16 protein-coding genes are annotated in these 16,544 nt (G+C 65.3%); 10 read left to right on the top strand and 6 right to left on the bottom strand.

Annotated elements, in window-relative coordinates; genetic code table 11:
* Positions 1–56: 56 nt before the first annotated feature.
* A complete protein-coding gene (locus A5775_RS06565) occupies positions 57–878 on the bottom strand; it encodes an enoyl-CoA hydratase/isomerase family protein (protein ID WP_067249446.1) in 822 nt (273 codons plus the stop codon).
* A 208-nt stretch (positions 879–1,086) separates the two neighbouring features.
* Between A5775_RS06565 and A5775_RS06560 the strand changes: the two genes are divergently transcribed.
* Positions 1,087–1,770: a hypothetical protein gene (locus tag A5775_RS06560; protein ID WP_067249443.1), complete on the top strand. Its 684-nt coding sequence runs from the start codon at positions 1,087–1,089 to the stop codon at positions 1,768–1,770.
* The gene (locus A5775_RS06555; RefSeq protein ID WP_067249440.1) at positions 1,767–2,663 is read left to right on the top strand and encodes an enoyl-CoA hydratase/isomerase family protein; all 897 of its coding nucleotides are present in this window, start codon (positions 1,767–1,769) and stop codon (positions 2,661–2,663) included. The genes A5775_RS06560 and A5775_RS06555 overlap by 4 nt, the downstream gene beginning before the upstream one ends.
* Before the next feature lie 19 nt (positions 2,664–2,682).
* Here the strand turns inward: A5775_RS06555 and A5775_RS06550 are convergent, their stop codons facing one another.
* A complete protein-coding gene (locus A5775_RS06550) occupies positions 2,683–3,483 on the bottom strand; it encodes a TetR/AcrR family transcriptional regulator (protein ID WP_067249437.1) in 801 nt (266 codons plus the stop codon).
* A gap of 192 nt (positions 3,484–3,675) precedes the next feature.
* Between A5775_RS06550 and A5775_RS06545 the strand changes: the two genes are divergently transcribed.
* Both A5775_RS06545 and A5775_RS06540 read left to right on the top strand, forming a co-directional pair.
* On the top strand, positions 3,676–4,473 hold the full coding sequence (locus A5775_RS06545) for an SDR family NAD(P)-dependent oxidoreductase (RefSeq protein WP_067249433.1): 798 nt from the start codon (positions 3,676–3,678) through the stop codon (positions 4,471–4,473).
* Positions 4,474–4,516: 43 nt separating this feature from the next.
* Complete coding sequence (locus A5775_RS06540) at positions 4,517–5,533, top strand: dihydrodipicolinate synthase family protein (protein WP_067249429.1); 1,017 nt, start codon at positions 4,517–4,519, stop codon at positions 5,531–5,533.
* 62 nt (positions 5,534–5,595) lie between these two features.
* Here A5775_RS06540 and A5775_RS06535 read toward each other — a convergent pair whose 3' ends face one another.
* Entirely contained in the window at positions 5,596–5,835 is a 240-nt protein-coding gene (locus A5775_RS06535) for a general stress protein CsbD (protein WP_067249425.1), read from the bottom strand.
* 263 nt (positions 5,836–6,098) lie between these two features.
* Here A5775_RS06535 and A5775_RS06530 point away from each other — a divergent pair, with 263 nt between their 5' ends.
* The 6 genes from A5775_RS06530 to A5775_RS06505 are packed head-to-tail and all read left to right on the top strand — an operon-like array spanning position 6,099 to position 12,861.
* Positions 6,099–6,923, top strand: coding sequence for an enoyl-CoA hydratase (locus A5775_RS06530; RefSeq protein ID WP_067249422.1), 825 nt, complete (start codon positions 6,099–6,101; stop codon positions 6,921–6,923).
* Between the two features lie 15 nt (positions 6,924–6,938).
* The gene (locus A5775_RS06525; RefSeq protein ID WP_067249419.1) at positions 6,939–8,141 is read left to right on the top strand and encodes an amidohydrolase family protein; all 1,203 of its coding nucleotides are present in this window, start codon (positions 6,939–6,941) and stop codon (positions 8,139–8,141) included.
* A gap of 12 nt (positions 8,142–8,153) precedes the next feature.
* Positions 8,154–9,779 (top strand): acyl-CoA synthetase, encoded by a 1,626-nt coding sequence (locus A5775_RS06520; protein ID WP_067249415.1) that lies wholly within the window; start codon positions 8,154–8,156, stop codon positions 9,777–9,779.
* On the top strand, positions 9,776–10,606 hold the full coding sequence (locus tag A5775_RS06515; protein ID WP_067249411.1) for an amidohydrolase family protein: 831 nt from the start codon (positions 9,776–9,778) through the stop codon (positions 10,604–10,606). The genes A5775_RS06520 and A5775_RS06515 overlap by 4 nt, the downstream gene beginning before the upstream one ends.
* A gap of 2 nt (positions 10,607–10,608) precedes the next feature.
* Positions 10,609–11,664 (top strand): acyl-CoA dehydrogenase family protein, encoded by a 1,056-nt coding sequence (locus tag A5775_RS06510; RefSeq protein ID WP_067249408.1) that lies wholly within the window; start codon positions 10,609–10,611, stop codon positions 11,662–11,664.
* Complete coding sequence (locus A5775_RS06505; protein WP_067249405.1) at positions 11,665–12,861, top strand: acyl-CoA dehydrogenase family protein; 1,197 nt, start codon at positions 11,665–11,667, stop codon at positions 12,859–12,861.
* 37 nt (positions 12,862–12,898) lie between these two features.
* On the opposite strand, the gene A5775_RS06500 is transcribed toward A5775_RS06505, so the two are convergent.
* Genes A5775_RS06500 through A5775_RS06490 form a run of 3 tightly spaced genes read right to left on the bottom strand, consistent with a single transcriptional unit; the run spans position 12,899 to position 16,497 of the window.
* A complete protein-coding gene (locus tag A5775_RS06500; protein ID WP_067249402.1) occupies positions 12,899–14,056 on the bottom strand; it encodes a thiolase family protein in 1,158 nt (385 codons plus the stop codon).
* Positions 14,053–15,267, bottom strand: a complete 1,215-nt coding sequence (locus A5775_RS06495; RefSeq protein ID WP_067249516.1) for a CaiB/BaiF CoA-transferase family protein — start codon at positions 15,265–15,267, stop codon at positions 14,053–14,055. Before A5775_RS06495 ends, A5775_RS06500 begins: the two co-directional genes overlap by 4 nt.
* Before the next feature lie 21 nt (positions 15,268–15,288).
* A complete protein-coding gene (locus tag A5775_RS06490) occupies positions 15,289–16,497 on the bottom strand; it encodes a cytochrome P450 (RefSeq protein ID WP_067249399.1) in 1,209 nt (402 codons plus the stop codon).
* Positions 16,498–16,544 lie beyond the last annotated feature (47 nt).

Here is a 16,544-nt window from a genome sequence, read left to right as displayed (position 1 = left end):
TATGGACGAATTCGAGGCAGTTCCTATGCGTAGGGCCAACACTCGGCGCCCGAGAGCTAGCGGCCACGAAAATCCGGATCCCGTCGCTGCCGGAAGGCCTCCAGGCCTTCCTTGAAATCGCCTGTCCGGCAAGATAACTCCAGGTTGAACAACTCTTGGTTCAGCGACTGGCTCAGCGTTGCATGCTGGCCGAAGTTCAGGGCCTGCTTGGCCAGCCCGATCGCCGCCGTCGGTCCGGAGGCCAGCCGGCCCACCAATTCCTCCGCGGCGTGGTCGAGGTCGGCTCCGCTTACGGCCTGGTGGATCAGTCCCCAGTCGGCCGCGTCGTGCCCACTCACCTTCTCGCCGAGCAGCAGCATCCGCCTGGCCCGCGCCAGTCCGACGAGCCGGGGCAGCAGCCAGGTGGCTCCCGAGTCCGGGCTGAAGCCGCGGTCGAGGAACGGTTCCCAGAACACCGCATCGTCGGTGGCCACGGTGAAGTCAGCGGCCAGCGCGAGATTGGAACCGAATCCCACGGCCCATCCCCGCACGCTGCACACCACGGGCAGCTGAATGGTTGCGACGAGTTCGATCACGCGGTGGGCGGCGTGGGGAATCCGCCGCACCAGATCACCGGTGCGGGGGCGTTGTCCGCCGGGATCGTTGGCGGCCACCCAGTCGGCGCCCGCGCAGAAATCGTCTCCGGCACCCCGGATGTGCACGGCTCGCAGCGAATCGTCGGAGGCGGCATCGGTCAGGGACTGGACCAGCGTCCCGATCATCAACTGCGTCAACGCATTACGCCGGGATGGGCGATCGAGCTTCACCTGTAACACCGCACCGTCTCGGTGCACTGTTACCGAACCCTCGGTTCCGGCCGTGTCGGCCCCCTGACTCACCGTCGACCCGGCCTTTCTCCGCCGATACGGTTACCCATACAGTAGGCAATACGATTGATACGCTGTATAAGTTAGCAAGGATACGCTGCCTGCGAAACTACCCAGGTGAAAGAGAGAACCATGGCCCGCGCCGACGACGATGCAGAGCGCCAGCGATGAGGAGGAGTGGCGCCGATGGCGCCGCCGACGACGATGCAGAGCGCCAGCGATGAGGAGGAGTGGCGCCGATGGCGCCGCCGACGACAGCACCAGATTCGGCGAGGCGCCGCTGGCCCAGACCGTGGCCGCCGCCGCGGCCATGCGCCGCCTGAGCTCGCTGCTGGTATCCCTCGAGCATCCGCAACCCGCGGTGGACGCCATGCTGGAGAAGTTCGCCGAGTGGGAAACCGAGCTGTCGGCCGTCGCGCCGGCGGACAACGCCCCGCGCATCGGCGAACTGCCCGACGATCCCCGGCGCGTCTATCTCAACCACGCAACCGACATCGGCGCCTACAACCCGTGTTTTCCCGAGTACCGGTTCAGCGAATTCGACGCCGAGAAAGCAACGGGAGACGTCGACTTCCCGGTGATCTACGAAGGGCCGCCGGGATTGGTGCACGGCGGCTTCCTGGGCGTCTTCTTCGACTGCGTCATCCAGCACCACAATTGCGTCACCGGCCTTTCCGGCAAAACCCGATCCTTGGCCGTGACCTTCCGCAGACCCACACCGGTGTTGACCGAGCTGCGATTCGACATCGCGCGCTCGCAGGGCGACCGGGGTATCACGTCGACGGCGCGACTGTTGCTCGACGACGAAGTGCTGTGTACGGGCGAGGTCAACACGTTGGCATCACGGCCTGAAAAGCTTGCCGGATCGCGATTCGGCAGGCGCCGAAAGGAGTCCGACAAATGACCGCTTCGAGCACCCCTGACGATCGTGTGCTGTTCGACATCGATCGCGACCGGCGCATCGCGACGATCACGCTGAACAATCCCCAACAACGCAACTCCTACGACGCCACCATGCGCGAGGCCGTCGCCCGTTGTCTGGATCGGGTGGCCGAAGACGACGACCTCACGGTGGTGTTACTGCGCGGGGCGCAGGGAGTCTTTTCCACCGGAGCCGACATGAACAATGCGTACGGGTGGTACGGCGACAAGGCCACGGCCTCGGATGATGAGGCGGCCAAACGGCGCCCGAGCCAGCGCCGGCGACTCACCGTGGACCGCAAGTCTTTTGGCTTCTATCACAATTTCATGGGCTTCCCCAAGGTGACGGTCGGCGAGATCGCCGGCTATGCGCTGGGCGGCGGCTTCGAGATGGCCCTGATGACCGACATCTCGGTCATCGCGCGGGACACCAAGATCGGCATGCCGGCAACCCGTTTCCTGGGCCCCGCGTTGGGCAGCTTGCACATGTTCTTCCACCGGCTCGGGCCGGTGCTGGCCCGGCGTCTGCTGTTAACCGGTGACATCATCGAGGCGGGCGAGATCGAACAGCTCGGAATCTTCACGGAAACCTGCGATCCCGGTTCGGTGACCGCCCGGGCGCGCTACTGGGCCGAGAAGGCGGCGAAGATGCCGGCCGACGGGGTCGTCATCGCCAAGGAGGCGTTCCGGCTTGTGGAGCAGAGCCAGGTGTACCAGGGCGAGGAGGTCGCCAGCTATCTGTTCCACGCCTTCGGCACCAACCTGCAATTCGCGCCCGGTGAATTCAACTTCGTCAAGACCCGCGCCCAGCACGGCGCCAGGGAGGCCTTCCGGCTACGCGACGAGCACTTCCACGTGCCCGAACCCGAGGCGTGACAAGCGTTTTCGGCTGCAGCTAGCGATTCGCCGGCGCCTTGGACCGCCCTCGCGCGGTCGATGTCTTGCGCGGGCGGCTTGCCCCCGCCTTGCCCTTGGATCCGTTGCTCTCGTCGATCAACCGACTGGCGTGATCGAGGATGCAGGTGAGCCCGTACTCGAAATTGGTTTCGTCGGGGGCCCCGATCCGGTGTCCGATGCGGGTTACCTGAGCAAGGAGCGGGGTCTTTTCCGGGTCGATGGCAACGGCGTCCTCGATGGCGCGCGGTCCGACATCCGACGATTGGTTCTTTTCGTAGAGCCGTTGCAGCACCACTGATCCGCGGACGTGAACCGAAACCGCCGAATAGGTGTCGAACGCATCCTCCGGCGACAGGCCGGCCTGCACCAGATTGGAAACCGCCTTTTCCATCTCCTGTGCGCCCATCCGCGCCGCTTTCGGAGACAGGGCCGCCCGAATCAGAATCAGGTCGCACAGAATTGGGTTACCCATGAACGTCTTGCGCATCAAGCGCGCGTGGTTGCGCAAGGTCTCGCGCCAGTCGCTGGCTTCGACATAGGGAGTCGCGAACACGTACTTGCTCAGGGCGCGGTCTGTCATCGCGTTGAGCAGGTCGTCCTTCTTGCGGAAATACCAGTAGATGCTCGTCACACCCACACCGAGATGTTTGCCGAGCAGCGGCATGCTCAAGTTGTCGATCGATACCTGCTCCGCGAGTTCGAATGCGCCGCTGATGATGTCGTCGGGATTGATGGACCCGCGCTCGCGTCGCTGGCGCTTATCGGCGGTTGCCTGTTTTGCCACTACGGGAACCTCCATCAAAATCTGTTTCGTGCATGCGGTCTGGCAGCCGTGCTACCGGTAAAGTCGAATTTACCGGCTCTTCTGTTCTGACCTGCGTATACGCTTACGTGTCGCATTTTCCCTCTGCTACTGTAATACCTATCGTAGGCTTTTTGGTAAATCGGCTGGACAGGCGAAAATGACCAGGTTAGAGCTACGGATTAAGCAATGGATCTAGGGCTGGCGAATGCCACCACGGTGGTGGTCGGCGGTAGTCGCGGGATGGGCTTGGCCACCGCGCGCTGCCTTGCCGACGAGGGTGCCCGCGTCGCGGTGGTCGGCCGTAGCCGTGATGCGCTGGACTCCGCGGTGACCGATCTCACGCAACGGGGCAGCCCGGACGCACTCGGCCTCGTCGCCGACATCGGGGATGACGCCGCGGTCGAGGAAGTGTTCGGCGAGCTGTCCCAGCGCTGGGACGGCGAACTCAACGCTTTGGTCATCACAGTGGGGCCGGGCGCTGCGGGCACCTTCGAGGATTTGACCGACGACCAATGGCGCCAGTCGGTCGAAGACGGGGTGCTGGGCATGGTGCGCTGTGTGCGCGCGGCGCTCCCGCTGCTGCGCAAGGCGCAATGGGCGCGGGTCGTGAACTTCTCGGCGCACTCGACTCAGCGGCAAAGTGTCATGCTGCCTGCCTACACGGCGGCGAAGTCGATGCTGACGAGCGTTTCGAAGAACCTGTCCCTGCTACTGGCCAAGGACGAGATCTTGGTCAACGTGGTATCCCCGGGCAGCATCGCGTCGGAATCACTGGTCGGCTGGGCGAATTCGGTGGGCGTCGACGGCCACGATCCCTATGCCCTGATGGGGGCGATCGAGAAGCATTTCGGTCATCCCGCGCACATGCCGCGGGCGGGCCTCCCGGACGAAATCGGCCCGGTCGCCGCTTTCCTCGTCTCGCGGCGCAACTCGTATATGACGGGCGCCAACATCAACGTCGACGGTGGTTCAGACTTCACCTGAGCATGGGTCGAAGAAAACGATTGGGAGACAGGAGGAGTCGACTGTGGCTACGGCAGCGGAGGCGCGTGCGTGGGCGCCCGGCGCATTGCGGGGGATCGGCGACTCCCTCTACACCCCGTTTTGCGGCACCGACGGCGACGACATCGACTGGGACGCCTATCGGACGCTGGTGCGCTACTGCGTCGGTGATCTCGGGCATCCGATGCTGTGGTGCACCAGTGGCATCGCCGAGTTCTGGTCGCTGACTCTCGAGGAGCGGAAGCGCCTGCTGGAGGTCGCGGTCGAAGAGGCGCGCAGCATTAATCCCGGCGTGGTGGTGCAGGCCTGCACGGCGGCCATGTCGGCGAAGGACTGCGTGGATCTGACGCTGCACGCCCAGGAGGCGGGCGCCGACATCGCTTACATCCAGACGCCGATGATGGAAGCCCACGGCGGCGACGGCGTGCTGCGCTTTTTCCACTACGTCGCCGCGCGCACGAATATTGCTCTGGGCATGTTCAATTCGCCGTCGTCGGGCTACGTGTTGACCCCGGCCGAGAGTGCACGGATCTACGACGAGGTGCCCGCGGTGTGCGCCACCAAGGAGGGCGCCTTCCGGCCGGCGAGCAGCCGCCTGCTGCACGAGCTGGCACCCGGCCTGGTGGTGTGGGAATGCGACAAAACAGTGTACCGAGCCGGGTGGCTGCGCGACGGGATCGTGTGCCCGGCGCAGCTGGGTACTTCGGGCTACCTGATCGAGACGCCGGAGCGGCGATTGTTTTCCGAGTATTGGGATTTGGTGCGCAGCGACAAGCTCGTCGAGGCCATGGACTATGGTCGCGAGTCCGGGCTGGATCAGTTCGACCTCGACGTCGGATCGTGGTGGACGTGCTACCCCGGGCGCGCGGATTACTTCACCCATTGGGGCGGCGCGTTCAAGTACGCCGCTTCACTGTTGGGGTTGCCGATCGGTGCGTATCCGCATTCCCGCCCCCCGCAGGCAGAATTGCCCGCCGAGGCGAAGGCTCAGATCGAGCACGCCTACCAGCGCCTGGGCTTGATCCGGACGGTGTTGCAGTAGAACGGATTACAACGCGAAGCGGGCCCGGTGAACGAACCGGGCCCGCTCGCTCAGTCGGCCGTTTACTGCTGTTCGGCCCGCTCACGTTCCTCGTACGTCTTGGCCTTGCCGCGGGCCTTCTCGGCGGCCGCTTCCTTTTTCCCGGCGCTGCGCTGCGCGTCCGCCTTGTCCTGCTGGGCCTTGCCCTCTTCGACCAGGTCGTTGTGGCCGATGATGATGCCGATGACCTGCTTGGTCTTCCCGAGGACGTCTTCTACGATGCCCCGAACGAGTTCGACCGGGCCGCTCTTGGTGTCAACCATTGCCTCTCCTTCCCCATGTGATGATTGGCTCCTCTACGCGTTCCCGATCACGTGGTGGACGCAAACATGACGCCGGCGTGTCAATCGCCACAACCGTCGCCAACCCTCGATCCCGGGGCGATCGCACTGGCGGGCCGACCACCGAAAATCGCAGTTTAGTCGCGGTTCAGGGGCGTTCGGCGGCAGTTGTGGAATGCGGTACCGATAGGTATACAGTATGGGTACTAACTCGCCAGTCGGACAGCTATGAGGGGATGGCAGGAATGAGCGCCGCGCACCGTGTGGTCACCGATGAGGCGGTGTTGTATGAGACCACTGAAGCCGGTGTTGCGGTCGTGACATTCAACCGCCCCGAGCGACTCAACGCCTGGGGTCCCGACATCTCGAGGGGCTTCTACGCCGGCATCGACCGTGCCGAAGCCGACCCCGCGGTCCGGGTGATCGTGCTGACCGGTGCCGGCAAGGGATTTTGCGCGGGCGCGGATCTGGGTGGCGCGGGATCCATCGACGAAAAACTCGGTGACGGCGACACCGACGTCACCACGTTGGTCGGCGACCGCCACCCGCACTTCCTCACCGAGCTGCGCAAGCCAATCATCGCCGCAGTCAACGGCGCCTGCGTCGGCATCGGCCTGACCCACGCCCTGATGTGCGATGTCCGGTTCGCGGCCGCCGGAGCCAAATTCGCCACCGCGTTCACCCGGCGAGGTTTGATCGCCGAGTACGGGATCTCCTGGATACTGCCGCGGCTCGCCGGCTGGGGCGCGGCGATGGACCTGCTGCTGAGCGGGCGCACGTTCTTCGCCGAGGAGGCCGCGGAACTCGGCTTGGTCAAGGACGTCGTCGCGCCCGAACAACTGATGTCCCGCGCCTTGGCGTACGCCGAGGACATCGCCCGCAACTGTTCACCGGCTTCACTGGCGGTGATCAAGCAGCAGGCCTACGGCGACGCGCTGAGCGATGTCGCCGATGTCAGCACCCGCGCCGAGACACTCATGCACGAGTCGCTGCTGCGGCCCGATGTCATCGAAGGCATCACCAGCTTCCTGGAGAAGCGGCCCCCGAAGTTTCCGCCGTTGGCGACCTGAGCCGAAAGGATCATCATGAACGCGTTGGGCTACCAAGCAATCGACGTCGACAACCATTACTACGAACCGGTCGACTCATTCACCCGGCACCTGGACAAGCGGTTCAAGCGCCGCGGTGTGCAGATCGTCAGCGACGGCAAACGCAGTTGGGCCTTGATGGGTGAGCGCATCAACCACTTCATCCCCAACGTCACGTTCGACCCGATCATCGTGCCCGGCTGCCTGGATCTGTTGTTCCGCGGCGAGATCCCGGAAGGTGTCGACCCGGCGTCGCTGATGAAGGTCGAACGACTCGCCGAGCACCCGGAGTACCAGAACCGCGATGCGCGCATCACGGTGATGGACACCCAGGACATCGAGACGGTGTTCATGCTGCCGACCTTCGCGTGCGGCGTCGAGGAAGCGCTCAAACACGACATCGAGGCGACGATGGCGTCGGTACATGCGTTCAACCTGTGGCTCGACGAGGACTGGGGCTTCGACCGTCCCGATCACCGCATCGTCTCCGCCCCGATCATTTCCCTGGCCGACCCGGCACAGGCGGTCGAAGAGGTCGAGTTCGTGTTGGCGCGCGGCGCCAAGCTGGTGCTGGTGCGACCCGCCCCGGTTCCCGGGATGGTCAAGCCGCGGTCGCTGGGTGACCCCAGCCACGACCCGGTGTGGGCCCGGCTGGCCGAGGCCGGGGTGCCGGTGGGCTTCCACCTGTCCGACAGCGGCTATCTGGCGATCGCCGCGCTGTGGGGCGGCAAGTCGACGTTCGAGGGCTTCGGCGCCAAGGATCCGCTGGATCAGGTGCTCCTGGACGACCGGGCCATTCACGACACGATGGCCTCGATGATCGTGCATGGCGTGTTCACCCGTCATCCGAAACTGAAGGCGGTCAGCATCGAAAACGGCTCATACTTCGTGCACCGGCTGGTCAAACGTCTGAAGAAGGCGGCCAACAACCAGCCCAAGTTCTTCCCACAGGACCCGGTGGAGCAATTGCGCAACAACGTGTGGATCGCGCCCTACTACGAGGACGATCTGCCGGCGCTGGCCGACGTCATCGGGGTCGACAAGATCCTGTTCGGTTCTGATTGGCCGCACGGCGAAGGTCTCGAGTCGCCGCTATCGTTCACCGACGAGCTGAAAGGCTTCAGCGACTCCGATGTCCGAAAGATCATGCGGGACAACGCGTTGGATCTGCTTGGCGTAAAGGTCGGGTCGGCTGTTTAGCCGCTCACGCGCATGAGCGAATGGACCATCGGGGCGGTGCTCGACGAGATCGCGGGCGTCATTGGCGACCGGACGATGACGGTGTGCGGCGACCACCGCAGCACCTTCGCCGAGTCCGCGGACCGCACCCGTCGGTTGGCGAACTTCCTGGCGAGCAAGGGATTCGGCGCTCACCGGGAGCGGGCGGAACTGCAGAACTGGGAATGCGGGCAGGACCGGGTTGCGCTGGTCATGCACAACGATCTCTACCCCGACATGGTCATCGGGTGCCTCAAGGCCCGGACCGTCCCGGTGAACATCAACTACTACTACACGCCGCGCGAAGTCGGTGAACTTCTCGATTACGTACAGCCTCGGGCGGTCATTTACCACCGCGCGCTGGGCGCGAAGTTCGCCGACGTTCTCCCTCGTGACGGCGTCGATTTGTTGATCGCGGTCGACGACGGCAGCGATGCCCCGGACCTGCCCGGCGCGGTGTCGCTGGAAGATGCGCTGGCGCGGGGGGATACCGACCTGCACGTCACGGCATCGCCGGATGACCTGCTGATGATCTGCACCGGCGGCACCACCGGCCGGCCCAAGGGCGTGTTGTGGCGGCAGTCCGACATCTATGTGTCGTCGATGGTGGGGGCGGACCATGCCTGCGCCCAGGAGATCCACGACAAGGTGCGTGAGGCGGCCGGGGCACCGTGGTTCGCGGTATCGCCGCTGATGCACGCGGCCGGCATGTGGACGGCGTTCTCGGCGATCATGGCCGGCACGCCCGTGGTGATGTACGACACCGGCAAAAAGCTGGACCCGCGAACGGTTTTGGAGACGGCGCAGCGCGAGAAGGTTGGGTTGATGACGATGGTCGGCGACGCCTACGCCGCGCCACTGGTGGCAGAACTGCGGCTCGGCTCCTACGACCTGTCGTCGCTGTACGCGATAGGCACCGGCGGCGCCGCAACGAATCCGAAATACCAACGCGCCCTCGTGGAATTGATCCCTCAGGTCACGGTGATCAACGGGTATGGCTCGTCGGAGACCGGAAACATGGGATTCGGCCACAGCCGGCGTGACACGCAATCCGACACGTTCACCCTGCGGGCGGGCGGACTGGTGCTCTCCGAGGACTACAGCCACTTTCTCTCGCCGGGTGACCCCGAGGTGGGCTGGGTCGCCCGGGAAGGGCGAATCCCGTTGGGGTACTTCAACGATCCCGAGGCCACCCGCAAGACGTTCCCGGAGATCGACGGCAAGCGAGTGGTGATATCGGGCGACCGCGCCGGCCTGGAGCCTGACGGCACGTTGCGACTCTTCGGCCGCGACTCGCTGGTGGTCAACACCGGCGGCGAGAAGGTCTTCGTCGAGGAAGTCGAAGAGGTGCTGCGCGCCCACCCGGCGATCGCCGACGCACTGGTGGTCGGGCGCCCCAGCGAGCGTTGGGGCGAAGAACTCGTCGCTCTCGTCGAACTCCGCGCGGAAGCCGCCGCCGCGTCCGATGAATTACACACGCACTGCACCACGCAACTCGCCCGGTTCAAGGCGCCCAAGGAATTCCTGTTCGTCGAGCACGTCCAACGCTTGGGCAATGGGAAGGCCGATTACCGTTGGGCGAAACGTCAAGCAACAGCAGAGGCGCCGATGTCCACATGAAAGCAATCGATTGCCTGGTCAACGTGCACTTCGGCGAAACCGAGAAGCAACCGACCTGGATGCTCAAAGTACGTGACGATTACTTCAAGGGGCCGGAGTCCATGTTCGAGCCCGTCCAGTTGTCCGAGCTGCTCGACGAAATGGACACCCGGGGTGTGCGCAAAGCCATCCTGATGGACAACCTCGCCAAGCCGTCGGTGACCGCGCGCAAATTCGTCGAGGAGAAGCCCGAGCGGTTCGCCCTGGCGATGGGCGGCGTGAACCTACTGCGCCCGATGCCCTCGCTGCGGGAGCTTTCCGCCGTCGTTAAGGACCTCCCCGTGGCGTATGCGGTTGTGGGGCCGAGTTTTTGGGGCGACGGCCAATACCCGCCCAGCGACGCCGTCTACTACCCGCTCTACACCAAATGCGCCGAGCTCGAGCTTCCGCTGTGCGTCAACACCGGCATCCCCGGGCCGCCCATCCCCGGGGAGGTGCAGAATCCGATCCACCTCGACCGGGTGTGCGTGCGGTTCCCGGAACTGAAACTGTGCATGATCCACGGCGCGGATCCCTGGTGGGACATCGCGATCAGGCTGCTGATCAAATACGCCAACCTGCGCCTGATGACGTCGGCATGGTCGCCGAAGCGGTTGCCGGAGAGCCTGCTGCACTACATGCAGACCCGCGGGCAGGGCAAGGTGATCTTCGCTTCCGACTGGCCGGTCCTGAAAATGCACCGTGTCGTGCCCGAGGCCGCCGCGCTGGATCTGCCTGCCGACGTCCTCGAAAACTATCTTTACAACAACGCGCAAGAATTCTTCTTCGGTGGCCAGGAGGAACGCTGAGTATGGACCGTTACGAACTACGCAGGCTCGACTACAGCCTGACCGCCGACCACGAGGCGTTGCAGGCCGCGTACCGCGATTTCTTCAAGACGCATTGCCCGATCGAGACCGTGCGTGCCGCGGAGGAGACGGGCTTCGACAAGAACCTGTGGGAACGACTGTGCGCCATGGGTGCAACGACCATGGCGCTGCCGGAGTCCGCGGGCGGCGACGGTGCGACGCTCGTCGATCTGACCTTGGTGGCCGAGGAAATCGGCCGGTCACTGGCGCCGGTGCCGTGGATCGACCAGGTCTGCGCGGCCCGGCTGCTGGCCCGGCTCGGCGCGTCGGAACCTGATGTGGTCCAAGGCAAGCGACTCACCGCGTTCGATCCCCAGCACGACAACGTCTCCGGGGCACGGCTGCTGCCGACCGGGTCGATCGCCGACCAGATCATCGTGCGCGACGGCACTGCAGACGGGGACGTCGTCGCGCTGACCTTCGGCACCCGCCCGACGAAGGTGGACAACATCGGCCGCCTGCCGATGGCCTGGGTGGATCCGGCGACCGCCGACACCCGCACCGTGCTGGCCAGCGGACCCGATGCGGCAGCGGAATACCAACGCGCGCTGGACGAGTGGCGGGTGCTGTCGGCCGCGGCGCTGGTGGGCCTGGTGGAAGAGACCATGACGATCGCCGCCGAATTCGCCAAGACCCGCTACACGCTGGGCGTGCCGATTTCGACGCTGCAGGGCATCTCTCATCCACTGGCCAACATCGCCATCACCGTGCAGGGTGGTCGCAATCTGGCGCGGCGCGCGGCCTGGTTCCTGGACAACGAGCCCGAGGAACGCCCCGAGTTGGCACCCGCGGCGTTCGTGTTCATGGCCGAAGAGGCGGCGAAGGCCGCGACCATGGCGGTGCATGTGCAGGGCGGTCTCGGTGTTTCGGCGGAGGCGGCCGCCACGGCGTACCTGGTGCGTGCCCGCGGCTGGGCCCTGGCCGGCGGGGATCCCGGCGCCAGCGCAAAGTACATCGGCGAACTCGTCGCCGCACGCGAAAGTGGAGAGGGCACATAAGTGGATTTCTCACGCGTCTCGCTGTCCGACGACGATCAGCGTTTCCTGGACGATGCGCGCGAATTCCTGCGCGCGCAGGTGACGGACGAGGTCAAGCGGCGCGACCGCGAAACGGGCGACAACTTCGACGAAGGGGTGCACCTGGCCCTGGGTTCCGCCGGCTATCTGGAACGCGAATGGAAGCCGGAAGCCGAAGGCGGCTTCAGCCGGGTACATCGCCGCATCTGGGAGCTGGAGAAGCGGCGCGCCCATGTGCCCTGGGTAACCTGGGGCACCACCTCCATGGTGGCCCGTTCGGTCGCGAGGTTCGGATCGAGCGAATTGCGGGATGAAGTGCTGCCGGGCGTCTTCAGCGGCCATGTTCGGCTGTGCCTGGGCTATACCGAACCCGAGGGCGGATCCGACATCGCCACCTGCAAAACCCGGGCGGTGCGGGACGGGAACGGCTGGATCATTAACGGCTCCAAGATGTTCACCACCGGGGCGCACAACTGCCAGTACGTCTTCTTGATCACCAACACCGATCCTCAGGCTCCGAAACACAAGAGCCTGACCATGTTTCTGGTCCCGCTGGATTCTCCGGGCATCGAGATCCAGGGCATCCGCACCGTCGACGGTGACCGCACCAACATCGTCTACTACAGCGACGTGCGCGTGGACGACAAGTATCGGCTCGGCGACGTGAACGCGGGCTGGACGGTGCTGCGCGAGCCGCTGAACGTTGAGCACGGCGCGGTCGCGGCCGCCCCCGACGGCCTGCAGGATGTGTCGATCATGATGCACCAGGCCGGGTTCATGGCCGACGCGCTGGACAAGGCCGCGGGCAAGGTGGCAGAGCGGGACGGAGGCGGGCGCAGGCTCATTGACGATGGGGCGGTGGCGTACCGATTGGGCCGCAGCGCCGCGCGGATAGAAGCGGCGCTGAGCGCGCCCGGCATCTTCGGGCGGGTCGCACTCGCGCAGACGATGCGCGACGTCTCACCGGACCTGATGGATATCCTCGGCACCGCGTCCACGCTGCCGATCGGCACCGACGGTGCGGCCGACGACGGCGCCGCGGAGTACGTATACCGGTTCGCCCCGCTGGTCGGGATTTACGGCGGCACCCTCGAGGTGTTCCGCAACATGATCGCGCAGTACATGCTGGGGCTGGGCAAGCCGGCCTACGCACCGCCGGTCGCGCAGAAAGCCTCTTAGCGCTCGGCGGGCCAGCGCTCGGCGGGGTCTGCTTGCGCTAGGTGGTCAGAATCGTCGCCGCGGCGGTGCCGGGCGCGCCGTAGAGCTGAGCGAACCCGACGCGCGGTTCGCCGGCCACCTGGCGATCGCCCGCTTCGCCGCGCAGTTGGCGCACCAATTCGTGGATTTGGCGCAGGCCGGACGCCCCGATCGGTTCGCCGTTGGCGATCAGCCCGCCGTCGGTGTTGATCGGCATGGAGCCGCTGATCTCGGTGGCACCGTCGGCCAGCAGCTTCTCCTGCTCACCGTGGGCGCAGAACCCGCATTCGGCCATGTGGATGATCTCCGCGCCGGCATCGGTGTCCTGCAGCTGAATGACATCGACGTCTTCCGGTGCCACACCGGCCTTTTCGAACGCAGCTCTGGCGGCATACACGGTCGGTGCCACATCCTCGTCGACTGGCGCGAAGGTGGTGTTCACCTCGTAGGCACCGTAGCGGCGGGTGCGCACCTCGACCGCCCGCAAAAAGATCGGCTTGTCGGTATAGCGGTGCGCGATGTCGGCGCGGCACATGACCACGGCGGCGGCGCCCTCGTCGGCCGCGCAGAACATGTACTGGGTGAGCGGGTAATTCAGCATCGTCGAGTTGAGGATCTCGTCTTCCGGAATCGGTTTGCGCCGAAACGCGTTCGGGTTCTGCGCGCCGTTACGGAAGTTCTTGGCCGCCACCTTGGCCAGTGTCTGCTGGGAGATGCCATGCTCGTGCAGGTAGCGGTTGGCTTTCATGCCGAAGAACTGGGTGGTGAGGTACTGCCCGTTCTCCGCATACCAGCGGGGCATCCCGACCAGAGCCGGGTCCTCGGTGAAGGCGCCGCGCGGATGTTTGTCCAGGCCGATGGCGATCCCGATGTCGTAGTCGCCCAACCGGATTCCGTCGGCGCAGGCCTTGGCGGCGCTGGCCGCGGTCGCGCAGGCGTTGAACACATTGGTGAAGGGGATGCCGGAGAGCCCGACCATGGCGACGATTGCGTCGGGGTTGGCGACCGTCCAGCTGCCTCCGGTGGCGGCTTGGATGTCCTTCCACTGCACGCCCGCGTCGGTGACCGCGAGCCGGATGGCGTCGACCCCCATCTCCATCGCGGACTTGCCCTCGAAGCGGCCGAAGGGGTGCAGACCCACGCCGATGATCGCGACGTCGTTCGTACTGGTGGTCAAGCGATAGCTCCTGACTCTTTGAGTTCGGCGATGCGGTCCCAGTCCATCCCGAGTTCCATCAGGACGATTTCGGTGTGCTCGGAGGCCTGTGGGGCCCGGGTGGTGACGAGGGGTTCGTGGTTGAATTGCACCGGCCCGCGCACGACCTTGAACGGCGTGCCGCCGTCGTTGGCCTCCACTTCGACGATCATGTCGTTGGCGATGGCTTGCTCGTCGCCGGCCAGATCGATGAGGCTCTGGAACGGTGCCCACTGGCCCTTCATCGTTTTCAGGTGCTGTCGCCAGTAGTCAAAAGACTTGCCGGCGAAAGCCTTTGAGATCAGCTCGGCGGCCGCGTCGGCGTTTTGGATCAGCGGTAGCACGTCGGCGAAGCGGGGGTCATCGGCCGCCTCGGGGATGCCGAGGTGCTCGAAAGTGTCGCGAATGTAGCCCGTCGGACTGACGATGCACAGATTGATTGTGCCGCCGTCGGAGGTTTCGTAGTTGCCCAGGAAGGGATTCACCGACGCGGCGGCAGATCCTGGCATCGGGGTGCGCATGACCTCACCGGTCTCCATGCCCTGCGTCACGCTCGCTCCGGCCGCCCACCACGCCGTGCTCAGCAACGACACGTCCAACTCGAGCGCTTCACCGGTGCGCTCGCGGTGCAGCAGCGCAGCGGAGATGCCGCCGGCGATGAACATGCCGCCAATGGAGTCCCCGAACGCGGGAATGCCTTGTCCCAGTGCGCCGCCCAACTCCTCGGGGGTCAGCGCGTACCCGACTCCGCTGCGCGTCCAGAACGCCGTTCCGTCATAGCCGCCGACGTCACGCTCGGCGCCCTTGTCGCCGTAGGCCGATCCGCGGGCATACACGATGTTGGGGTTCACGGCGCGGATGTGCTCTACGTCGAACTTGTGCTTTTGCCGCTGCGCGGGCATGTAGTTGGTCAGGAACACATCGGCGGTCTTGGCCAGTTCGTAGATCACTTCCTGGCCGCCCGGCGTGGAGACGTCGATCCCGACGCTGCGCTTGCCGCGGTTGGGATGCTCTATCAACGGATGCCGGTCGGGATCGAGCTGGAAGCCGCCCATGTTGACGAAGCCGCGCTGAGTGTCGCCGCGCGCCGGGTGCTCGACCTTGATGACGTCGGCGCCCCAGTCGGCGAGGATGGCGCCGGCGGCGGGGACGAATGTGAACTGCGCAACCTCGAGGACCCGAAAGCCCTGCATTACCTTGACCATTCCCGGACCCTACTTCGCGTCGAACGTAACCGGAAGCGCCGTCGGCGAACGGAACGGCTGACCATGGATATGCGGGTCGTCATCGGTGAGCAGTTGGATGTTGGTCAGGCGATCCAGCAGGCATTCGAGGGCGACCCGGGTCTCCATGCGCGCGAGGTGCAGACCCAAGCAGGTGTGCTCGCCGGCGGCGAACGAGATGTGCGGCATGTGCGCACGGAGGATATCGAATTCTTCTGGGCGCTCCCAGCGACGTCCGTCCCGGTTCGCCGAGCCGATGCACACGTCGATCGCCGACCGGGCCGGAATTTTGACCCCCTCCAATTCGGTGTCCTCGGTGGTGAATCGCTGCACCGTGGTCAGCGGTGTCTCGAAGCGCAGCCCCTCCTCGATCGCCAGCGCGACCAGCCCGCGATCGGCCTGCACCGCGGCGAACTGCTCGGGGTGGGTGAGCAGCAGATAGAGCAGGTTGCCCGATGACCGGTAGGTGGTTTCCAGCCCGGCGGGCAGCAGCAGCCGCAGAAACGAGTAGATGGCTTCGTCGCTGAGCTTTTCGCCGTCGATCTCCGCGGTGACCAGGTCCCCGATGATGTCCTCGGTCGGGTTGGCCCGGCGCGCGTCGATTTGTTCGACGAAGTAGTCCTTCAACGCCGCCGACGCCTCGAAGGCGCGCTCGTAGTTGACGGTGTAGCTGATCAGCTCCACCGCCCGCCCATGAAACATGGGCAGATCCTCTGACGGCAGGCCCAGCAGGGTGGCGATGACCCGGGTGGGAAATTCGAAGGTGAACTGCCGAACCAGATCGGCGCGGCCGGCGTCGACGAATTCGTCGATGAGGGCGTTGCAGATCGGCCGCACGACCGTCGGCTCCCAGCGGGCGAGGGCCTTGGACTTGAACGCCGCGGACACCAGATTGCGGTGGTCGCGGTGCTTTTTGCCCTCCATCGCCAGGATGGTCGGGCCCATGAACAAGCCGATGGTGGTGTCATACATCGCCGAACTGAAGACCCGGCCGTCGCGAAACGCCTTGTTCACCGCGTCGAACGACATCGCCGCGAAGGAGCGCTTGGGCCGCAGCGACTCGGGGGTTTTCGAATAGTCCATGACCGTGCCGCGAAACACTCCGCCCTCGCTGCGTTTCCGGGCGAAGTGGGGGTATGGGTCACGCAGGTAGCCGGTCGGCAAGGCGGCGGCGACGGCATCCTCAAGCTGACTTTCCACGGCTGCTCTCCGGCTCGGGTACACGGTCGTACTGTAAAGATTACAGT

Source organism: Mycobacterium sp. 852002-10029_SCH5224772, from assembly GCF_001667315.1.
GTDB lineage: Bacteria > Actinomycetota > Actinomycetes > Mycobacteriales > Mycobacteriaceae > Mycobacterium.
Note: the sequence above shows the minus strand (reverse complement) of the source record. Positions and strands in the feature narration are given on the sequence as shown.